The organism is Parendozoicomonas sp. 209JJ7-1, from assembly GCF_058147085.1.
The window spans coordinates 29,533-45,694 of record NZ_JBYVJU010000009.1; the positions used below are offsets into that span (position 1 = coordinate 29,533).

The window sequence follows — 16,162 nt, forward strand, 5'->3', positions numbered from 1 at the left end:
GGCATAACAAAAAAACTGACTGTTGTGTCAGTAAAGTTATGGGGTTGCTGATGGTGACAATATTAACATGAGTCTGAATAATTCATGACTATGAACCGTATTGTTTTTCTGGTGTTATCGTGGGGCCGGGAAGCACCGGCCCGTGGAGAGGTGGTTATCCGAGGGTGAGAGGGTTGAGATGTCGCAGAATCTGGGGATTATCAGCGGTGACCAGATCTTTGGTGACCTTATGGCTGATGGGCACGGACTTGTTCAGCTTGGGCAGCAGTTCCCCCATAAACCCGGGCGGGGCGCAGACCTGCAGGGATTGAAAACTGTTTCGGTGGTGGGCGCTGTTAATCGCTTCGGCCACCTGGCGGGTAAACCGGGTGTTTTCCTGCTGTTTGGGAGATTTATCAGTGGTACCGAGACCTCGGTTTGCCATGGATGAAGGGCTGTGGGTTTTGGTGGTGTGTCCCGTGCGGTCGGTGACGAAATCACCGTTGTGCCATCGACCCTCTTCATGCTGGATATAGTCGAGCAGACGAAGATTCTGCTGGTGAGGCTGGAAGTGGTACATGCAGGCCTGGCTGTTATCGGCCACAAGAACCCAGATGGGGCGCATAGATACATCCTCCGAAAGTCGCCCGATAAAAGTTAGCTTATTTTCCGGCCTTTGGCAGAGGGGGTTATACGGATGCTGGTGGGTATTTGAACGAAGGAATTGAAACTGTAGCGGTGTAAACCGCTGCAGAAATAAAAAAAATCAGTCTATGTCGTTTATATGAACTTCAGGCAGGCTGGCCTTGTTCATGACAATCTGTTCTTCTTCCGGAATTACAAAGGCTTTGCCTTTCACAACCACCCGGCCATGTTGGTTAACCACGTTTGTGGACAGGGTGGTGATCTTGGTGCGGGAGTTTTTCTCAATCACTTCCAGCTTGATGGTGACCGTGTCCCCTAGCTTGACAGGGTGTATAAACTTCAGCTCCTGGCCCCTGTAGAGACCGCCAGGACCAGGCAGAATCATGGCCAGGGCGGCGGAAATCAGGGAGCCAGTCCACATGCCATGGGCAATGCGCTCACCAAACTGGCTGTCGGCGGCGAACTCCTTATTTACATGAATTGGGTTACAGTCGCCTGAAACAGTGGCGAAAAGAATCAGGTCCCTTTCAGTCAGGGTGCGTTGATAGGTTGCATTGTCGCCTATCTGAAGGTTCTGGTAAGGCACATTAGCCAGGGTTGTCACTCGATGTTCCTCTTTGTATCGAAAGTTATATCGAAAAGCCTAAACTGGTATACCAGTATTAATATATTGATGCAGGGCGCTGATTCTGAGCTGAGAACTGTACAAAATTTCTCAGTTAGGATTAGCAGAGATTTTCTGGTTCAGCCATTGCACCAGGCGGGCAGTCACTTCATCGTGATTGGTTTCATGGAACATTTCATGGCGTCCGCCGGGCCAGATGTCAAGGGTGATATCTGCTATACCTGCTCGCTGTAATGTATCTTTCAATTGTTGCAATCCTTTGCCATAACGGCCGACAGGGTCGCAGTCGCCACCGATGATATAAAAAGGCAGGCGGGATTCAATCTCTTTAAGGGCTGAAACCGAGGTAATGGAGAGCAGGCCCTGGAAAAGATCCAGCCACAGGCTGTTGGTGCAGAGAAAGCCACAAAGGTGGTCAGCGAGGTAGGCGTCAACTGAGGTGGCATCCCGGGAAAGCCAGTCGAACTTTGTCCGGGCTGGTTGCAGGCGGCTGTTGTAAGAGCCAAAGGTAAGGGCATTAACTATCTTGCTGCGTCCCGTATCTCCCTGGCGTAGTTTCTCAATCCGGGTGATTATCCGTCCGGTATGAAGTAGAGATCGCGGAGCGTAATTGGAGCCGGACAGGATCACTCCGCTCAGGTATCCGGGGTTATGTCGGATGACCCAGGCCTGGGTGATGAAGCTGCCCATACTGTGGCCTAGTATGAATGCAGGAAGGGAAGGGTATTCCATGCGTAGATGGTCAAAGGCTGTGCTGACATCATCCAGCACTTTTTCCCAGCCCCGCTCCTGAGCAAATATACCCAGATGTTCAGTGGGGTTATGGGGGCCGTGGCCACGGTGATCTATTGCCATAACAGACAGACCGACCTGGTTCAGGCTCAGTGCCAGTTTTTCGTACCGACCGCCATGTTCCGCCATACCGTGGAGAACAAGGATAACGCACCGCGGGGTTGCGGCAGGCCAGTGATAAACATGTATACGATGACCGTCGCAGGCATTCAGGAACTGTTGACTGGCAACCATGACCGGTTCCTTCTGGTGCTGGATGTGTGGTTTTGGATAACAGCCGAAAGCGGCGGATATTGGAGATATTTTGTCACAATTTTTGCAGAAAATATCTATTTTCTGCAAAAGATTAACGACAATTACCTGAAAAATCGCATAGGCATACGAATCATACCGGCTGGATTATACAGGGGAAAAACTGATATTCTTCATGATTGATTTATAACCGTCTGCACGTTTTTCTGATGCTGATATTGAGCTGAGGAGCAGGGGCAAAGATCGGTGATCCTGGAGAGTGTGAGTGACTTTTCGCCCCGTGGCTGTATTTCGGCCATATTGCCGCTAAAGAATTATTTCCGCCAATATGTGACCGGATACAAGGTACCGAAACTGATTTGGGTTACGGGACAGTCCCCCGGTGACCAATGTTGGCAAGATTATGCGAAGGGCTTTGCGGGATGCAGAGCTGACCAGCCAGTCAGCTGAAAACTCTGATACCGCGCAAGCCACGCGAATGTCGCACAAGCTAACAACGCTGAGTAATGACAGACCAGGATAAAAGCAATAACGCAGCAGCTCCCGCTGCTGCCAAGCCTTCCAATAGAAAGCTTTCTAACGGCGCGGCTACTGATATAAGGGCTGCTATTCAGGGCAGCCTGATCAAAGACCGCCACTGGCTCCAGCGCCAGTGGCGAGACTGGAAGAAACTCTCCGGCAGGGACAAAGACCGATTTCGGCAACGACTTGAGCGTTCCGGTGAACAGGTGCGTTTACGGCGTGGGCAGAATGTTCGGCTGAATTACGACGATGCTCTTCCTATTGCCCAGAAAAAGGACGACATCGCACGCCTGATTAAAGAGCATCAGGTGGTGGTTGTCGCCGGTGAAACCGGTTCCGGTAAAACCACTCAGCTACCAAAAATCTGTCTTGAGCTGGGGCAGGGTGTCCATGGCATGATTGGCCATACCCAGCCCCGGCGTCTGGCGGCCCGTTCCGTGGGCAGCCGTATTGCCCAGGAGCTGGAAACAGAGCTGGGCAGCCTGGTGGGTTATCAGGTCCGTTTTACTGATCAGGTCAGCGACCAGACAAGGGTCAAGCTGATGACCGACGGTATCCTGCTGGCGGAAATCCAGAATGACCGTTTCCTGAATGGCTACGATACCCTGATTATTGATGAGGCCCATGAGCGCAGCCTCAATATTGATTTCTTGCTGGGTTACCTGAAGATTCTTCTGCCCAAACGGCCGGACCTGAAAGTGATTATTACGTCGGCAACCATCGACGTAGAGCGTTTCTCCAAACACTTTTCCGACAAGAATGGTAATCCGGCCCCGGTGATAGAAGTGTCCGGGCGCACCTTTCCCGTGGAGGTTTTGTATCGTCCCCTGGCAGAGCTGGATGTGGAAGCCCGGGATGGTGATGAACGTCAGATGCAGGGTATTCACCAAGCCCTGGAAGAGATCGAAGACCTTGAAAGCCAGGGCTGCGGGCACCGTCTTGGGGATGTGCTGGTCTTTCTGCCCGGGGAGCGGGATATTCGAGAGACGGCCAAGTATCTTCGGGACAGAAAGCTCCGGAATACCGAGATTCTGCCCCTCTATGCCCGCCTCTCCAATGCCGAACAGAACCGGATTTTCCAGTCCCATGCCGGACGCAGGGTGATTCTGGCCACCAATGTGGCGGAAACATCTTTGACTGTTCCGGGCATTCATTATGTGATTGATCCGGGTACCGCCCGCATCAGTCGTTACAGTGTGCGCGGAAAGGTGCAGCGTCTGCCGGTGGAAGCTGTGTCCCAGGCGTCCGCCAACCAGCGTAAAGGCCGCTGTGGTCGTGTGGCGGAAGGCATCTGTATTCGCCTGTATTCCGAGGAAGACTTCCTGAGTCGTCCGGAGTTTACCGATGCTGAGATTCTACGCACCAATCTGGCTGCTGTTATCCTGCAGATGCTGAAGCTCAACCTGGGGGATGTAACCCGTTTCCCGTTTGTGGACCGACCCGAGAATCGGGCGATAAACGACGGTTACAATTTGCTTCAGGAATTGGGAGCGGTCAGCGCGGATAATCGCCTGACAAATATTGGGCGACAATTATCCCGCCTGCCTATCGATCCCCGTATCGGACGCATGGTTCTGGCGGGGCACGACACCAATGCACTGGATGAATTGCTGATTATCGCCAGCGCCCTGAGTGTTCAGGATCCCCGTGAGCGCCCGGCGGAGAAGAAACAGGCTTCTGACCAGGCTCATCGGGAGTTTTACGATCAGGATTCTGATTTTCTCGCTTTCGTGAATTTGTGGCGCTGGTATGAAGAGCAGCGCCAGGAGCTCTCTTCCGGCCAGCTGCGCAAGCTGTGCAAAAAACATTTCCTCAGCTTTATGCGTATGCGTGAGTGGAAGGATATGCATCGGCAGCTGGCCCTGGTCTGCCGTGACCTGAAGCTGCGCCATAACAGCGACCCTGCAGGGTATACTGATATCCACAAGGCGCTGCTGACAGGCTTGCTCAGTCATCTCGGTAATAAAACCGAAGAAGCTGATTATCTGGGTGCCCGTAACCGCAAGTTCTGGGTGTTTCCCGGTTCTGGTTTATTTAAGCGCAAGCCCAAATGGGTGATGGCGGCGGAACTGGTGGAGACCACCAAGCTCTATGCCCGCTGTGTGGCCAAAGTGGAACCGTCGTGGATTGAACCTCTGGCGGGGCACCTGATTAAACGTAACTGGTTTGAACCCCACTGGGAAAAGAAGCAGGCAAGGGCTGTCGCCTATGGGCAGGCGACACTGTACGGTCTGGTGATTTATTCCCGGCGCAAGGTACATTACGGCACCATTGATCCGGTGGAGTCCCGGGAACTGCTGATTCGTGAAGGGTTGGTGGCTGGCCACTATCCAGGTAAAGCGGGCAGCAAGGCTGCGTTTTTTTCCCATAATCAGGCTTTGATCGCTGAGGTTGAAGAGCTGGAGGCCAAGTCCCGACGGCAGGATATTCTGGCAGACCCGGAAACCCTGTTCAGCTTCTATAACGAACGTATTCCCGCTGATGTGGTCAATGGCGCGGGTTTTGAAGCCTGGCGCAAGAAAGCGGAAAAGGACGATCCAAAGTATTTGTACCTGACCCGTGAATACTTGATGCAGCATGATGCGGCTCATGTGACGGCGGTGCAGTACCCTGACCGTTTGCGCCATGATGGTATGGAACTGCCCCTGACCTACCACTTCGCCCCCGGTGAAGACGACGATGGTGTGACGGTTTCCGTGCCGGTCTCCCTGCTTCAGAAACTGCCGAAACAGCGGCTGGAGTGGCTGGTGCCCGGTATGCTGGAGGAAAAAATTGTTGCTCTTATTCGGGGTTTGCCCAAGCAGCTGCGCAAGAACTTTGTGCCTGTGCCGGACTATGCCCGGGGTGCTATCGATAGCCTGAACGCCTGCGATGAACCCCTGACCGAACTGCTGGGGGAGAAGCTGTTCCGCATGACGGGCACCCGTATTCCCGTGGATGCCTGGAAACCGGAAGTTCTGGATAACCATTTCCGCATGAATATTCGGGTATTGAACGATGACGGCAAGGTACTTGGCCGCAGCCGTGACCTGACCTGGCTGCGGGAGAAATTCGCGGATCAAGCCCAGGCCAGCCTGCGGGATATGACTGACAGAGGCATGGAGCAGAGCGGTATGACCAGCTGGACATTTGGTGAACTGCCGAAAGAGGTCAGTCAGACCCGTGGTGGTTTACTGTTCCGCTCTTATCCGTCCCTGGTGGATGAAAAAGATTCTGTGGCCCTGCGCCTGTTCGACAGCCCGGAACTGGCCCGGCAGGAGATGGTCTGGGGATTGTCCCGGCTGATTCGTCTGGCATTGCCGGAGCAGGTTCGTTTTATGCTCAAGCAGATGAAAAACCTGAACCGTATCACCGTGCTGGCGGTCAATACGGTGGCCAAAACGGCGCTTCTGGAAGATATTGAGCTTTATGTGATTCGTCAGGTCTTTATTGATGAGGCTGCAGAGTGGCCCACCAATGATGCAGAGTTCCGTACCCTGGTAGCCAGTAAAAAATCGGATCTGGTCGCGTTTGCCGAGAAACTGGATAAGCTGCTACTGGAAATATTTACCCTGAACAACGATATCCAGAAGCGTTTGAAAGGGAAGATATCCTTCCAGGTGGCTCTGTCCATGTCCGATATCCAGGCTCAGCTGGGAAACCTTTTTTATAAAGGTTTCCTGCGGCAGACACCCCTTGAGTGGCTGGAACAGCTGCCCCGGTATCTGAATGCCGTACAGCTGCGGCTGGAGAAACTTGGCGCCAACTTTAACCGGGACCGGGTGCATACTGATGAGCTGCAACAGCTCTATGAAGCCTGGAATGCCCGTCGCGAGGCTCTGGAAAAACAGAAGATCGTTGATCCAGCTCTCTGGAAGTATCGCTGGATGCTGGAAGAGTATCGGGTTTCCCTGTTTGCCCAGACCCTGAAAACCCGGGCTCCGGTATCTGCCAAACGCCTGCGTAAACTCTGGGAAGAAGTGGCTGTTCCCTGACCATTCTGTTAAATGTTATTGTCCTGTCTTTTGAGTGTCCGGGAGACAGGCTTTCTTTTACTGCTCCTATCAGCTTTGGCCAGTATTGAACTTTCCTTTCCTCTTATCAGTCTCTAGAAAGTTGAAGGTGGGCGAATTCCTAAATAAAACGAGGCGTTGGCCGTTTTTCAGTAAATGGAGTGTATATGCAAGGGGAGTAGTCTATGGGCATAAGATCAGGAAAAGGGAGTTTCTGGCTTATGGTACTGGTGGGCGTCATTTTCTCAACGGTGGCCCTTGCCCACCCGAATTCAAAGTCTGAAACCCATGGCTATGCAATTAATACCGAAAACCTGACCGCCGGGTCCTATGAGCGTGGAGCCCTTATACTCAGCCAGGATGGTTTCAGCCTGTTCTCATGGGGATGTCTGTTCTCTGTTCCCCTGTCGGTGACACCTTGCCAGTACCGTAATTCCGGAATTCTGTCTGCCGGAGGCGGAGGTGCTGCCCTGGCCGTTGAAGGTGGATCTATCTGGAATTTTGTTAATGAAAAAAACGGTGTGCTCACATCTTCTTCTGATTCCCTCCAGAATGTAGCCTTGGGGGTTCTGGAAGGAACAGGTCCTTTTCTGCTGAATAACCATGGCACTATTACTGCCACTGCTAATAATGGCACGGCTATTATGGTCAGGAATCGAACCTGGTCGCTCTATCCACTGGCATTTTCCTGGGAGAATTCCGGGGTGATTCGTGGAAGCGTCGCAATTGATATTCAGTCTTCAGGTCCACTGGAACTGATCTCAACCGGAGAGATCTTCGGAGATATAAAGGTTATATCTCCGGTAACCCATGGTCTTCTGAACGGAATCAGTTATGGTTTGCTTGGTCGGGAAGGGTTCCGCTCTAACTGGATCAGTTTCCGGAAAGCCGCTCGGTTCACGGGGAATATCTCGGGGGTCAGGAATGTTTACATTGATAACCCCCCGGAAGAAGACAGCTCCGGGGAGGCTTCTTTTCCTACTGTGAGTTTGTATGGCTCCATCAGCGCTTCGGAGAATGCGTTGTTTGTTGAGCCAGGTTCATCATTCAGTACATCGGGCATCTATATAGAAAAGGGTAATGTTTTTGTTGGTAGTGAGGCCCATGTAATATTGGTTACCACAGGAAAACCCGGTGTGATTCTGGATGCACCAAACAGTACTGTGAATCTCGTCAATGCTTCAATCACCCTTGACCATGAACATTTTACCGGTACTCGGGATTATATTCTGGTTAGTGCCGAAAAACTTCTGCTGGCAGTTACCTATATCAAGTCCTCTAAAGGGCTGCTGTATGAGGTTGATGTACTTGAGGGGCGAGGTAAGCAGTTAACAGTTCGTGTTACGCGGGTGCAATAAAAGGTCATGGAGGATATCTGGTGATGAAAAAATGGCTGGTGGCTTTGGCGGTACTTATCTCCCTTGGTATTACGGTTCCTTATCTTCTGGCGCTGGCGGATGAAGAAGGCTGGGAGTTTTTTGATGATGAGCAGGATGCTGAGAACTTTGATTCCACAGATGAGGAGCGGGATGAAACCTGGGATGAAATAGGCGAGGCTGAAGAAGCTGAAGAAGAGCCTGATTACAATACAGGCTACTATGATGATCCGGATGAGGTGGATGATCCTGGTTTTCCTGAGGGTGAAGAAGCTGAAGAAGAGCGGGAGCGGCTTCAACCCCAAGAATCGGATTCACGCCGAAATAACAACAGGGAGCGCTGGGACAATCAGCACCAGCACCAGCACCAGCATCAAAACCAGAAACGGCCCGAAGGTGATTCAAGCTATCAATCTTCTGACGAAAGGGGGCAGGAGTTTGAACAAAATGAAGAGGAGTTGATTTACCCAGGTGGAGACCCGAATGAAGTATTGATTGAAGAAGGCCAGGATGATGATTTTGTTGAAGAGGGTGAATATTAAATTGCCCGGGTCATTATTCTGTAATAGCCGGAGGTTATCCTGGGATTGGTGATCAGCAATGACGCCAAGCTGTTTCGACAGTTTCTGCTCTATTCAAACCGCCAGTGATCTGGCGGTTTTTTTTGTCTTAAATCAGCCTGTTGGCCTTTGAACAATGTTACCCCGGCCAGGGTTTGACGAACCAAATGCTTATGCCTTAACTGGTAATTAATACGTCTGATTCAGACGTTTTTCTTCTCCGGTCTCTTCTCGTGCAGCTGTTCGACCCGAAAGAGTCATTGCTAAACATGGACGGTTGGCAATATGGGTGATTCAAGTCGTATCCTGGTGATTGAAGATGATCAGCACCAGAGGCAGCAACTCAGAACAATTCTCGAATTTCTTGGTCACGATATCGTGCTCTCCGGCGCTGGTGGTTGGGAGACACGTATTACCATGGCTCCGGAAGATTGTCTGGCCGTGATTGTCGGACGTTCTCCCCGTACTTTGGATATTCTTAAGCAGCTGAACCGGCATTGCCCGGCGCTGCCCATCCTTATTAATGGTGCCTTCAGTCGTGTTGGCCTGCAGGGCAGCCTGCGCAGGCAGGTGGTTGGAGAGCTGGAGCATCCCCTGACCTACAGTCAGATTGTCGATGCTTTGCATCTGGTGCAGGTATATCGCATCCATTGCCGGCAGGGGCAGATTCTTGCCGGTCACCATGATGCCCAGCTGTTCCGTAATCTGGTGGGCAACAGTCGTTCCATTCGCCATGTGCGGGCGCTGATGGCCCAGGTAATGGATAAGGATGTAAATGTGCTGATTACCGGTGAATCCGGTACCGGCAAAGAAGTGGTAGCCCGTAATCTTCACGAAAATTCTGCCCGCAAGGATGAGGCCTTTGTTCCCATTAACTGCGGCGCGATTCCTCCGGATCTGCTGGAAAGCGAACTTTTCGGTCATGAGAAGGGCGCATTTACCGGCGCGATTGCCTCCCGCAAAGGACGTTTTGAACTGGCAGAAGGGGGTACGCTTTTCCTTGATGAAATTGGCGATATGCCTCTGAATATGCAGGTGAAGCTGCTGCGGGTTCTGCAGGAGAAGAAGTTTGAGCGGGTTGGCGCGACATCTTCTGTTGACGCCAATGTCAGAATTATTGCCGCTACCCACCGTGATCTGGAAAAGATGGTGGCGGAAGGCACCTTCCGGGAAGACCTTTATTACCGACTGAATGTGTTCCCGGTGGAAATGCCAGCCCTGCGCCAGCGGGCGGAAGATGTGCCTCTGATTCTGAATGACCTGATTAATCGGATGGAGCGGGAGCAGCGCGGTTCTGTCCGTTTCAGCTCCGCAGCGATTCTTTCCCTTTGTCGTTACGACTGGCAGGGTAATGTCCGTGAGCTGGCCAACCTGGTGGAGCGTCTGGCGATTATGTACCCCATGGGTGTGATTGGTCTTGAAGAGCTGCCTGTCCGATTCCGCAAAGCCTCCGGTGATGGGGCCAAGGAGTCTGGTGTCGCTGAAATGTTCCCCACCACGATTCAGCCCGGTGGCATGGGTGGCTTGGATGAACTAGCTGTATTGCCGGTGAATGGCCTGAACCTGAAAGAGTTTCTCTCCGACCTTGAGCGTAAGCTGATTCGCCAGGCCCTGGATGATTGCAGCAATGTAGTGGCCCGGGCCGCGGATAAGCTCCAGGTACGTCGTACGACACTGGTAGAGAAAATGCGCAAATATGGTTTGAACCGCTATGAACAGGCGGATAATCCTTCCGGTTCTTAAGCTGCTGCTGGTTTTCGGCGCGCCTCTGGTATTGGGGGCTGAGCCGGAACTGGCAGAGCAGCTGACCCAGCAGGACCCGGCCGACGAGCCGGGTTTTGTTGATTTGCTGCAGATGTTGTTCGTATTTCTGCTGGTGATCGGCCTGATGCTGGGATGTGTCTGGTGGCTGAAGCGCTTCCAGCCTGGCCTGGCTCCCGGTCAGGGAGGTATGCAGATTAAAGGCGTGCTCTCCCTTGGTGGTCGAGATCGGGTTGTTATTATTCAGGCGGGAGAACGACAGTTGTTGTTAGGGGTATCGCCGGGAAAGATTGTTTTGCTCGGTGACTATGACCGGTTGATTGAAGATAAAGATACAGGAAATGCTGCTCGATGTTTTCGGGATCTTTTGAAAACACCTACCTGAAGCTACAGTCACTTTCTGCGTAAAAAGCCTGTCCCTGCAAACCTTAATTTATTGTCTATTCTTGAGAGCCGTCTTCACTCTGTCAGGTGAGTATTGCATGGCTGTATGTCTCAGGTTAAGACATTCTCTATTTGGATTAATGCTTATAATCTTTGCTCTTCCAGTTGCCGGGCAGAATATCAGCATTTATCTGGATTCTTTGTGGACGGGTATTAATTTAAAGCATACCGAAGAGCAATGGGGCGGATCATATCTGATAAAGGATTATGATCATCCTGATGTGGATGTATCCAAAGTGGTTAATTCTATTTCGGCTGATAATCCTGCCTGGACAACTGGCTTCCTGCGGTCACTGAAAAAATTATTCTTACAGAATTCCTTTAGCACTGAGGGGCATATCAGTGATGATGAAGGACTGGAGCAGATGTTGTTTGGCTCCGGGGTTATAAAAAGCTGGGAGACGGCAGCATCTGGTTTATCACGGGCTTATGGGGAGGAAGGGGACTTTTTAAAAAAAGCTCTGTATGAGTTTCCTGAAACACTGATATTTCATAGTGATAGTTATTTCACTAGCTATGAAGGCCATTACACTGTTGATGAGAAAAACGTACAAATGTTTTTCAGCGTTTATGACAAGTCAGCCAAATCTGAAGATGAAACAGAAGGTGAAGTGGTGCCAGGTTCATCTTCAGAGGTAAAGAATCCTGCTGACACGAAAGGTGTTGTGCCTGTTGCTGTGATTCAGGCGGTGTTCTTCCGTTGGGAGGATGGTGTGATATGCCAGATGATTAATATTTTTTCGCCAAAGTTAAAGGCTGGTAAAGGTGAGCGTGCAGGCATTATTGCTGGATGGGCATGGGATGCTATTGGAAAGTTCCATAATTCTTTTCCTCCAACAGAAGTTTCTGATGAAAAAGATCATTTGAAACTTGTCCGGCGACCCCAGAAAAATGCTGTGATTGAGCGTTCTCTTGTGGGCTCGCTGGAGGGTATGGTTATATCCGCTGTACTGCCTTCGAGTGGTGCCTTACCGCTATTGTATCAGCTGGCTGGAGGAGCTGCGTTAGGTGGGGTATATTCCGCATGGCGTGGACGCCGGGATTATAAAAAAGAGCTGTCAGAAACGGCGCTTGGTTATGTGAACGGACAGCTGATTAATCTGGTCAGCTGCCGTTCATCACAAAAAGATTGGTTTGATAATGATGCCTGGGGTGTTATTGCCAATAAGCCAAAGGTTGTTCAGTCTGTAAGCCGAAAAACTCAGTCCCCAGTTGTGAGCCTGGATAGGAATGGGAAAAATTTAACAACTGAGCGGGAAATGTTTTCCCTGAGTTTTACTCAAAGCAATAGCAGTGGAGTACGTAAAAGGCGTTAATTTCATTTCAAATTGTTTATCTATAAAACCATAAAATAGGATTTGTGATTGGCGGAAAATTGTCGTTTTTTTCTGATAAGACTTCTATCCGCAAATTGCGGAAGCTTTTTCTGTTCATAGAGGGGAGTTATTACGGCAAGATTCTGGCGGCACCTCTCTGACACGCCAAAATATAAACGCTTATTCTGGAGCCATAACCATAAGGTGATGGCTTTGAGTGCTGTTTTGTTTTCATAAAAATCTTTATAAACAATGAGTTAGAAAAAATGCGGATTTGCTTTGCGTTTCTGGCACGGTCACTGCATTAGTTGCAGTAGTATTGGGGCACACCATGGATGGTATGCATTTCAACAGCAACTGAACGGACCGTAAAGGACTATGGACGTAAATCCTGTAAGAGTTATTGCCCTTGCCAGTGGTAAAGGTGGGGTTGGAAAAAGTTTCCTTAGCCTGAATCTCGCTGAAGCCCTGTCGAACATCGGGCGCCGGGCCATGATCCTGGACGCTGATTTCGGTCTGGCCAATATGGAACTTATGACCGGCATTCAACCGAACAAAACCATTACAGAAGTACTGGCCGGTGAGTGTGATGTTTCCGAGACATTAATAGAAGGCCCGAATGGAGTCCAGGTGATTCCCGGCAGCCGGGGAAACCCCGATATGGCGGAATTGGGCGTTGGTCGTATATCTGGTTTGATCAATGCCGTTGATCAGCTGGTCGGAGAGATGGACTACCTGCTGGTGGATACAGCTGGCGGACTTTCGCCAACAGACCTGCAGTTGATGCAGGCCGCTGGAGAAGTGCTGGTTGTGGTGACTCCTGATCCTCTGGCTCAGGCGGACGCCGCTGATTATATCAGGGCTCTGCGTCGCCATTGCGGCATCCAGCAGTTTGGCATTCTGACCAATATGACCCGCCGCCAGCGTGAAGGTCATGCGCTGGTGGAGACCCTGCAGCAGAGGTTGGGTTTTGATCTTGATTTGGTACTCCGCCATTGCGGGCAGGTACCGTTTGATCAGGATGTCGGAAAATCCAGCGCCAGTTTTCAAACCATTTTCCAGAGTCGTCCCGATTCCCGCGCCGCACGCTCATTGCAGCTGCTGGCGGAAACCCTTGATCGTCGCAAAATCAGCACTCCAGTCCTCGGAGGTATGCAGTTCTTTCTGGAGCAAACCGTTAACGCCGGAGGCATGTAAGCATGGAAGCTCTTGTCCATAACACCAGTGACAGTGATGACCGTCATCGTAAACATCTGTTCCAGGTTGAGATCGTTAACAAACATGCGTCTCTGGTCAAACGTATTGCACGTCATCTGTCCGCGAGAATGCCATCTAGCGTTCAGGTTGATGACCTGGTCCAGGCCGGCATGGTGGGACTGCTGGAGGCGGCTGGCAAATATGATGCCGCCAAGGGGGCCAGCTTTGAAACCTTTGCCGGTATTCGTATTCGTGGTGCCATGTTGGATGAAATTCGCCGTGGTGACTGGGGGCCGCGTTCTGTTTACCGCAATTCCCGCCGGGTAAGCGAAGCCATTCAGGTGGTGGAAGCTCGTCTTGGCCGGGATGCCCGGGACGCGGAAGTTGCCGCAGAACTGCAGGTTTCCCTGGATGAGTACTTTAATATGGTGAAAGACCTGAAGGGCTGCCGTCTGTTCAGCTTTGAGGATATGTTCGACAGTGAAGAGTCTCGTCTGCAGCGGTCGGGTGATGGTTGCACTCCGGATGGTGATTTGCAGGATGAGAAGTTCCGTACTGCTCTTCTGGAGGCCATTAAATCCCTGCCGGAAAGGGAACAGTTGGTATTAACTCTGTACTACGAAAAAGAACTGAACCTGAAAGAAATTGGCAAACTGCTGGGTGTCAGTGAATCCCGGGTCAGTCAGATCCACAGTCAGGCCGCGTTGCGTTTGCGGGGCCGTTTGCAGAGCTGGAAGTAATAAAGGAGCATCTTATGTATGTTATTTCCAGGCTGCTTCTGGTCGTCTGTGCACTCTTCACGGTATTGAGTAGCCCGCTGGCTGTGTCCGGAGAAGCTCCCCTCGTGATTAAGGGGGCGGAAACAGTGGAGACAGCCCGGGCTCGGAAGTTGTACGACGACGGAGCTGTGTTTCTGGATGTGCGTGTGCGGGGAATGTGGCGAATGGGTCATATAAAGGGTGCGAGACATTTTGATCTGCGCAGTACCTTTAATCTTCTCAGGCATAAAGGTTTTCTGGAGCGTAATCATCCCCTGGTGATTTACAGCAATGGCCCCCATACAATGAGCGGAGCAATTGCCTCCCATATGGCAGTAAACTGGGGGTATACGAAGGTGTACTTCTATCGGGAAGGCTACTTTTCCTGGCTGGCGGCTGATATGCCCCTTGATATGAAAGGTATGAGGGACGAAGAGACTGGGCTGAATACTGCAATTTTTGATAAAAGGTAGACTTGTGCGGGTTTGTAAAGACGCTTCTGTGTCAGACCTATCACGAAATAATAAGCTTTTTCGCGTTAATTACTTACTGATATAACCAAACCATAATATAGTATCCGGGTTTCTGATCGGTCTGGAATGTTGGTTTGGCTGAACTCCCTTTTCTGAAAGTATCCAATCTGACCTGTGAGCGGGACGGACGCTGTCTGTTTGAGTCCCTTGCATTCACACTTGCCAGTGGTGATATCCTGCAGCTGTCCGGGCCAAATGGTGCTGGCAAAACTACTCTGCTGCGTATTGTCGCCGGATTGTCCCTGGATTACTCCGGGGATATTTACTGGGGAGAACACGACATTCCTGATGATCGCCCCGGCTTCCAGAGCAACCTCCTTTACATGGGGCACCATCCCGGAGTGAAATCTGCCCTGACCCCGGAAGAGAATCTGCGTTGGTCCATGGGGCTGCACCAAACAGTTTTTCAGGATGAACTCTGGCAGGCTTTGGCGGAAGTGAATCTGTCCGGTTATGAAGATGTTCCCTGTTATCAACTGTCCGCAGGCCAGAACCGGCGTGTCGCCCTGGCGCGGTTGTTTATCGGTAAGCAAAGGCTCTGGATTCTTGATGAACCTTTTACTGCCATAGATAAACAGGGTACAGAAGAACTGGAGCAGACCCTGATTGCCCATGCCCAAAGGGGCGGTATGGTGATGATGACTACCCACCATGATATGACCATGAACTATCCACGGTTCCGGCAACTGGCCCTGGAGGGTGCGTTGTGAATCTCTGGCAGGGTATCGGTACCGTGCTTAAGCGTGATTTGCGGCTGGCGTTTCGTAATCGCGGAGATCTGATTAACCCCCTGGTGTTTTTCGTACTGGTGGCCACGCTGTTTCCGTTGGGGGTGGGGCCGGATCCGTCTCTGTTGACCGTTATGGGCAGTGGCGTGATCTGGGTATCAGCTCTGCTGGCCAATCTGCTGGCCATGGACAGCCTGTTTCGTTCCGATTTTGAAGATGGCTCACTGGAGCAGCTGATGCTGGCTCCCCAGCCCCTGTGGCTGACGGCTGTTGCCAAGGTTGTGGCCCACTGGCTGGTGACCGGTTTGCCCCTGACTATTCTTTCCCCAGTTCTGGCAGTTATGTTTGGACTGCCGCCTGAGGCGATACCGGCTGTGATTGCAACACTGCTTTTGGGAACGCCGTTGCTCAGTCTGATAGGCGCTATAGGCGCAGGCTTGACTGTTGGTCTGCGTAAGGGAGGGATTTTGTTGTCACTGTTGACACTTCCTTTCTATATTCCCGTGCTGATCCTCGGTACAGGTGGCATTGACGCTGCGGTGAGTGGTATGCCCTGGCAGGGTTTTCTGATGTGGCAGGGGGTGATCCTGGCTCTTGGAGTGACATTTTCACCGCTTGCTATTGCCGCATCTTTACGGGTCAGTGTGACTGGTTGATTTACGTCAATAAAAATAAAAGATGG

The 16,162-nt window shown here is 51.3% G+C and carries 14 protein-coding genes; 11 read left to right on the plus strand and 3 right to left on the minus strand.

The genetic code is table 11. The features are described from left to right. Positions 1-154: 154 nt before the first annotated feature. From ACY2RQ_RS10470 to ACY2RQ_RS10480, 3 genes are all read right to left on the minus strand, one after another. The gene (locus ACY2RQ_RS10470) at positions 155-604 is read right to left on the minus strand and encodes a host attachment protein (protein WP_490112915.1); all 450 of its coding nucleotides are present in this window, start codon (positions 602-604) and stop codon (positions 155-157) included. A gap of 141 nt (positions 605-745) precedes the next feature. Then, the gene (locus tag ACY2RQ_RS10475; RefSeq protein WP_490112916.1) at positions 746-1,228 is read right to left on the minus strand and encodes a MaoC family dehydratase; all 483 of its coding nucleotides are present in this window, start codon (positions 1,226-1,228) and stop codon (positions 746-748) included. Positions 1,229-1,339: 111 nt separating this feature from the next. Next, on the minus strand, positions 1,340-2,275 hold the full coding sequence (locus ACY2RQ_RS10480) for an alpha/beta fold hydrolase (protein WP_490112917.1): 936 nt from the start codon (positions 2,273-2,275) through the stop codon (positions 1,340-1,342). A 524-nt stretch (positions 2,276-2,799) separates the two neighbouring features. On the opposite strand from ACY2RQ_RS10480, the gene hrpA reads away from it, so the two are divergent. The 11 genes from hrpA (at position 2,800) to ccmB (ending at position 16,136) form a co-directional block, all read left to right on the plus strand. Then, positions 2,800-6,789 (plus strand): ATP-dependent RNA helicase HrpA, encoded by a 3,990-nt coding sequence (gene hrpA / locus ACY2RQ_RS10485; RefSeq protein WP_490112918.1) that lies wholly within the window; start codon positions 2,800-2,802, stop codon positions 6,787-6,789. A 203-nt stretch (positions 6,790-6,992) separates the two neighbouring features. Further along, positions 6,993-8,165 carry a hypothetical protein gene (locus ACY2RQ_RS10490; RefSeq protein ID WP_490112919.1) on the plus strand — a complete coding sequence of 391 codons (1,173 nt, stop codon included), beginning with the start codon at positions 6,993-6,995 and terminating at the stop codon, positions 8,163-8,165. A gap of 23 nt (positions 8,166-8,188) precedes the next feature. Further along, positions 8,189-8,725 (plus strand): hypothetical protein, encoded by a 537-nt coding sequence (locus ACY2RQ_RS10495; RefSeq protein WP_490112920.1) that lies wholly within the window; start codon positions 8,189-8,191, stop codon positions 8,723-8,725. A gap of 303 nt (positions 8,726-9,028) precedes the next feature. Beyond that, positions 9,029-10,486, plus strand: coding sequence for a sigma-54 dependent transcriptional regulator (locus tag ACY2RQ_RS10500; protein ID WP_490112921.1), 1,458 nt, complete (start codon positions 9,029-9,031; stop codon positions 10,484-10,486). Next, on the plus strand, positions 10,455-10,889 hold the full coding sequence (gene fliO, locus ACY2RQ_RS10505; protein WP_490112922.1) for a flagellar biosynthetic protein FliO: 435 nt from the start codon (positions 10,455-10,457) through the stop codon (positions 10,887-10,889). Before ACY2RQ_RS10500 ends, fliO begins: the two co-directional genes overlap by 32 nt. 97 nt (positions 10,890-10,986) lie before the next feature. Then, on the plus strand, positions 10,987-12,264 hold the full coding sequence (locus tag ACY2RQ_RS10510; RefSeq protein ID WP_490112923.1) for a hypothetical protein: 1,278 nt from the start codon (positions 10,987-10,989) through the stop codon (positions 12,262-12,264). A 378-nt stretch (positions 12,265-12,642) separates the two neighbouring features. Beyond that, positions 12,643-13,461 (plus strand): P-loop NTPase, encoded by an 819-nt coding sequence (locus ACY2RQ_RS10515; RefSeq protein WP_490112924.1) that lies wholly within the window; start codon positions 12,643-12,645, stop codon positions 13,459-13,461. Positions 13,462-13,463: 2 nt separating this feature from the next. After that, positions 13,464-14,201: an RNA polymerase sigma factor FliA gene (locus ACY2RQ_RS10520; protein WP_490112925.1), complete on the plus strand. Its 738-nt coding sequence runs from the start codon at positions 13,464-13,466 to the stop codon at positions 14,199-14,201. A gap of 14 nt (positions 14,202-14,215) precedes the next feature. Continuing rightward, positions 14,216-14,692 carry a rhodanese-like domain-containing protein gene (locus ACY2RQ_RS10525; protein WP_490112926.1) on the plus strand — a complete coding sequence of 159 codons (477 nt, stop codon included), beginning with the start codon at positions 14,216-14,218 and terminating at the stop codon, positions 14,690-14,692. Between the two features lie 134 nt (positions 14,693-14,826). Next, entirely contained in the window at positions 14,827-15,462 is a 636-nt protein-coding gene (gene ccmA / locus ACY2RQ_RS10530; RefSeq protein WP_490112927.1) for a cytochrome c biogenesis heme-transporting ATPase CcmA, read from the plus strand. Continuing rightward, positions 15,459-16,136, plus strand: coding sequence for a heme exporter protein CcmB (gene ccmB / locus ACY2RQ_RS10535; RefSeq protein WP_490112928.1), 678 nt, complete (start codon positions 15,459-15,461; stop codon positions 16,134-16,136). Before ccmA ends, ccmB begins: the two co-directional genes overlap by 4 nt. Positions 16,137-16,162 lie beyond the last annotated feature (26 nt).

Bases quoted from the DNA above. Each gene is read 5' to 3' on its own strand.
- ACY2RQ_RS10470 (WP_490112915.1), bottom strand. From the start codon at position 604: ATGCGCCCCATCTGGGTTCTTGTGGCCGATAACAGCCAGGCCTGCATG.
- ACY2RQ_RS10480 (WP_490112917.1), bottom strand. From the start codon at position 2,275: ATGGTTGCCAGTCAACAGTTCCTGAATGCCTGCGACGGTCATCGTATA.
- hrpA (WP_490112918.1), top strand. From the start codon at position 2,800: ATGACAGACCAGGATAAAAGCAATAACGCAGCAGCTCCCGCTGCTGCC.
- ACY2RQ_RS10490 (WP_490112919.1), top strand. From the start codon at position 6,993: ATGGGCATAAGATCAGGAAAAGGGAGTTTCTGGCTTATGGTACTGGTG.
- ACY2RQ_RS10495 (WP_490112920.1), top strand. From the start codon at position 8,189: ATGAAAAAATGGCTGGTGGCTTTGGCGGTACTTATCTCCCTTGGTATT.
- ACY2RQ_RS10500 (WP_490112921.1), top strand. From the start codon at position 9,029: ATGGGTGATTCAAGTCGTATCCTGGTGATTGAAGATGATCAGCACCAG.
- fliO (WP_490112922.1), top strand. From the start codon at position 10,455: ATGAACAGGCGGATAATCCTTCCGGTTCTTAAGCTGCTGCTGGTTTTC.
- ACY2RQ_RS10510 (WP_490112923.1), top strand. From the start codon at position 10,987: ATGGCTGTATGTCTCAGGTTAAGACATTCTCTATTTGGATTAATGCTT.
- ACY2RQ_RS10515 (WP_490112924.1), top strand. From the start codon at position 12,643: ATGGACGTAAATCCTGTAAGAGTTATTGCCCTTGCCAGTGGTAAAGGT.
- ACY2RQ_RS10520 (WP_490112925.1), top strand. From the start codon at position 13,464: ATGGAAGCTCTTGTCCATAACACCAGTGACAGTGATGACCGTCATCGT.
- ACY2RQ_RS10525 (WP_490112926.1), top strand. From the start codon at position 14,216: ATGTATGTTATTTCCAGGCTGCTTCTGGTCGTCTGTGCACTCTTCACG.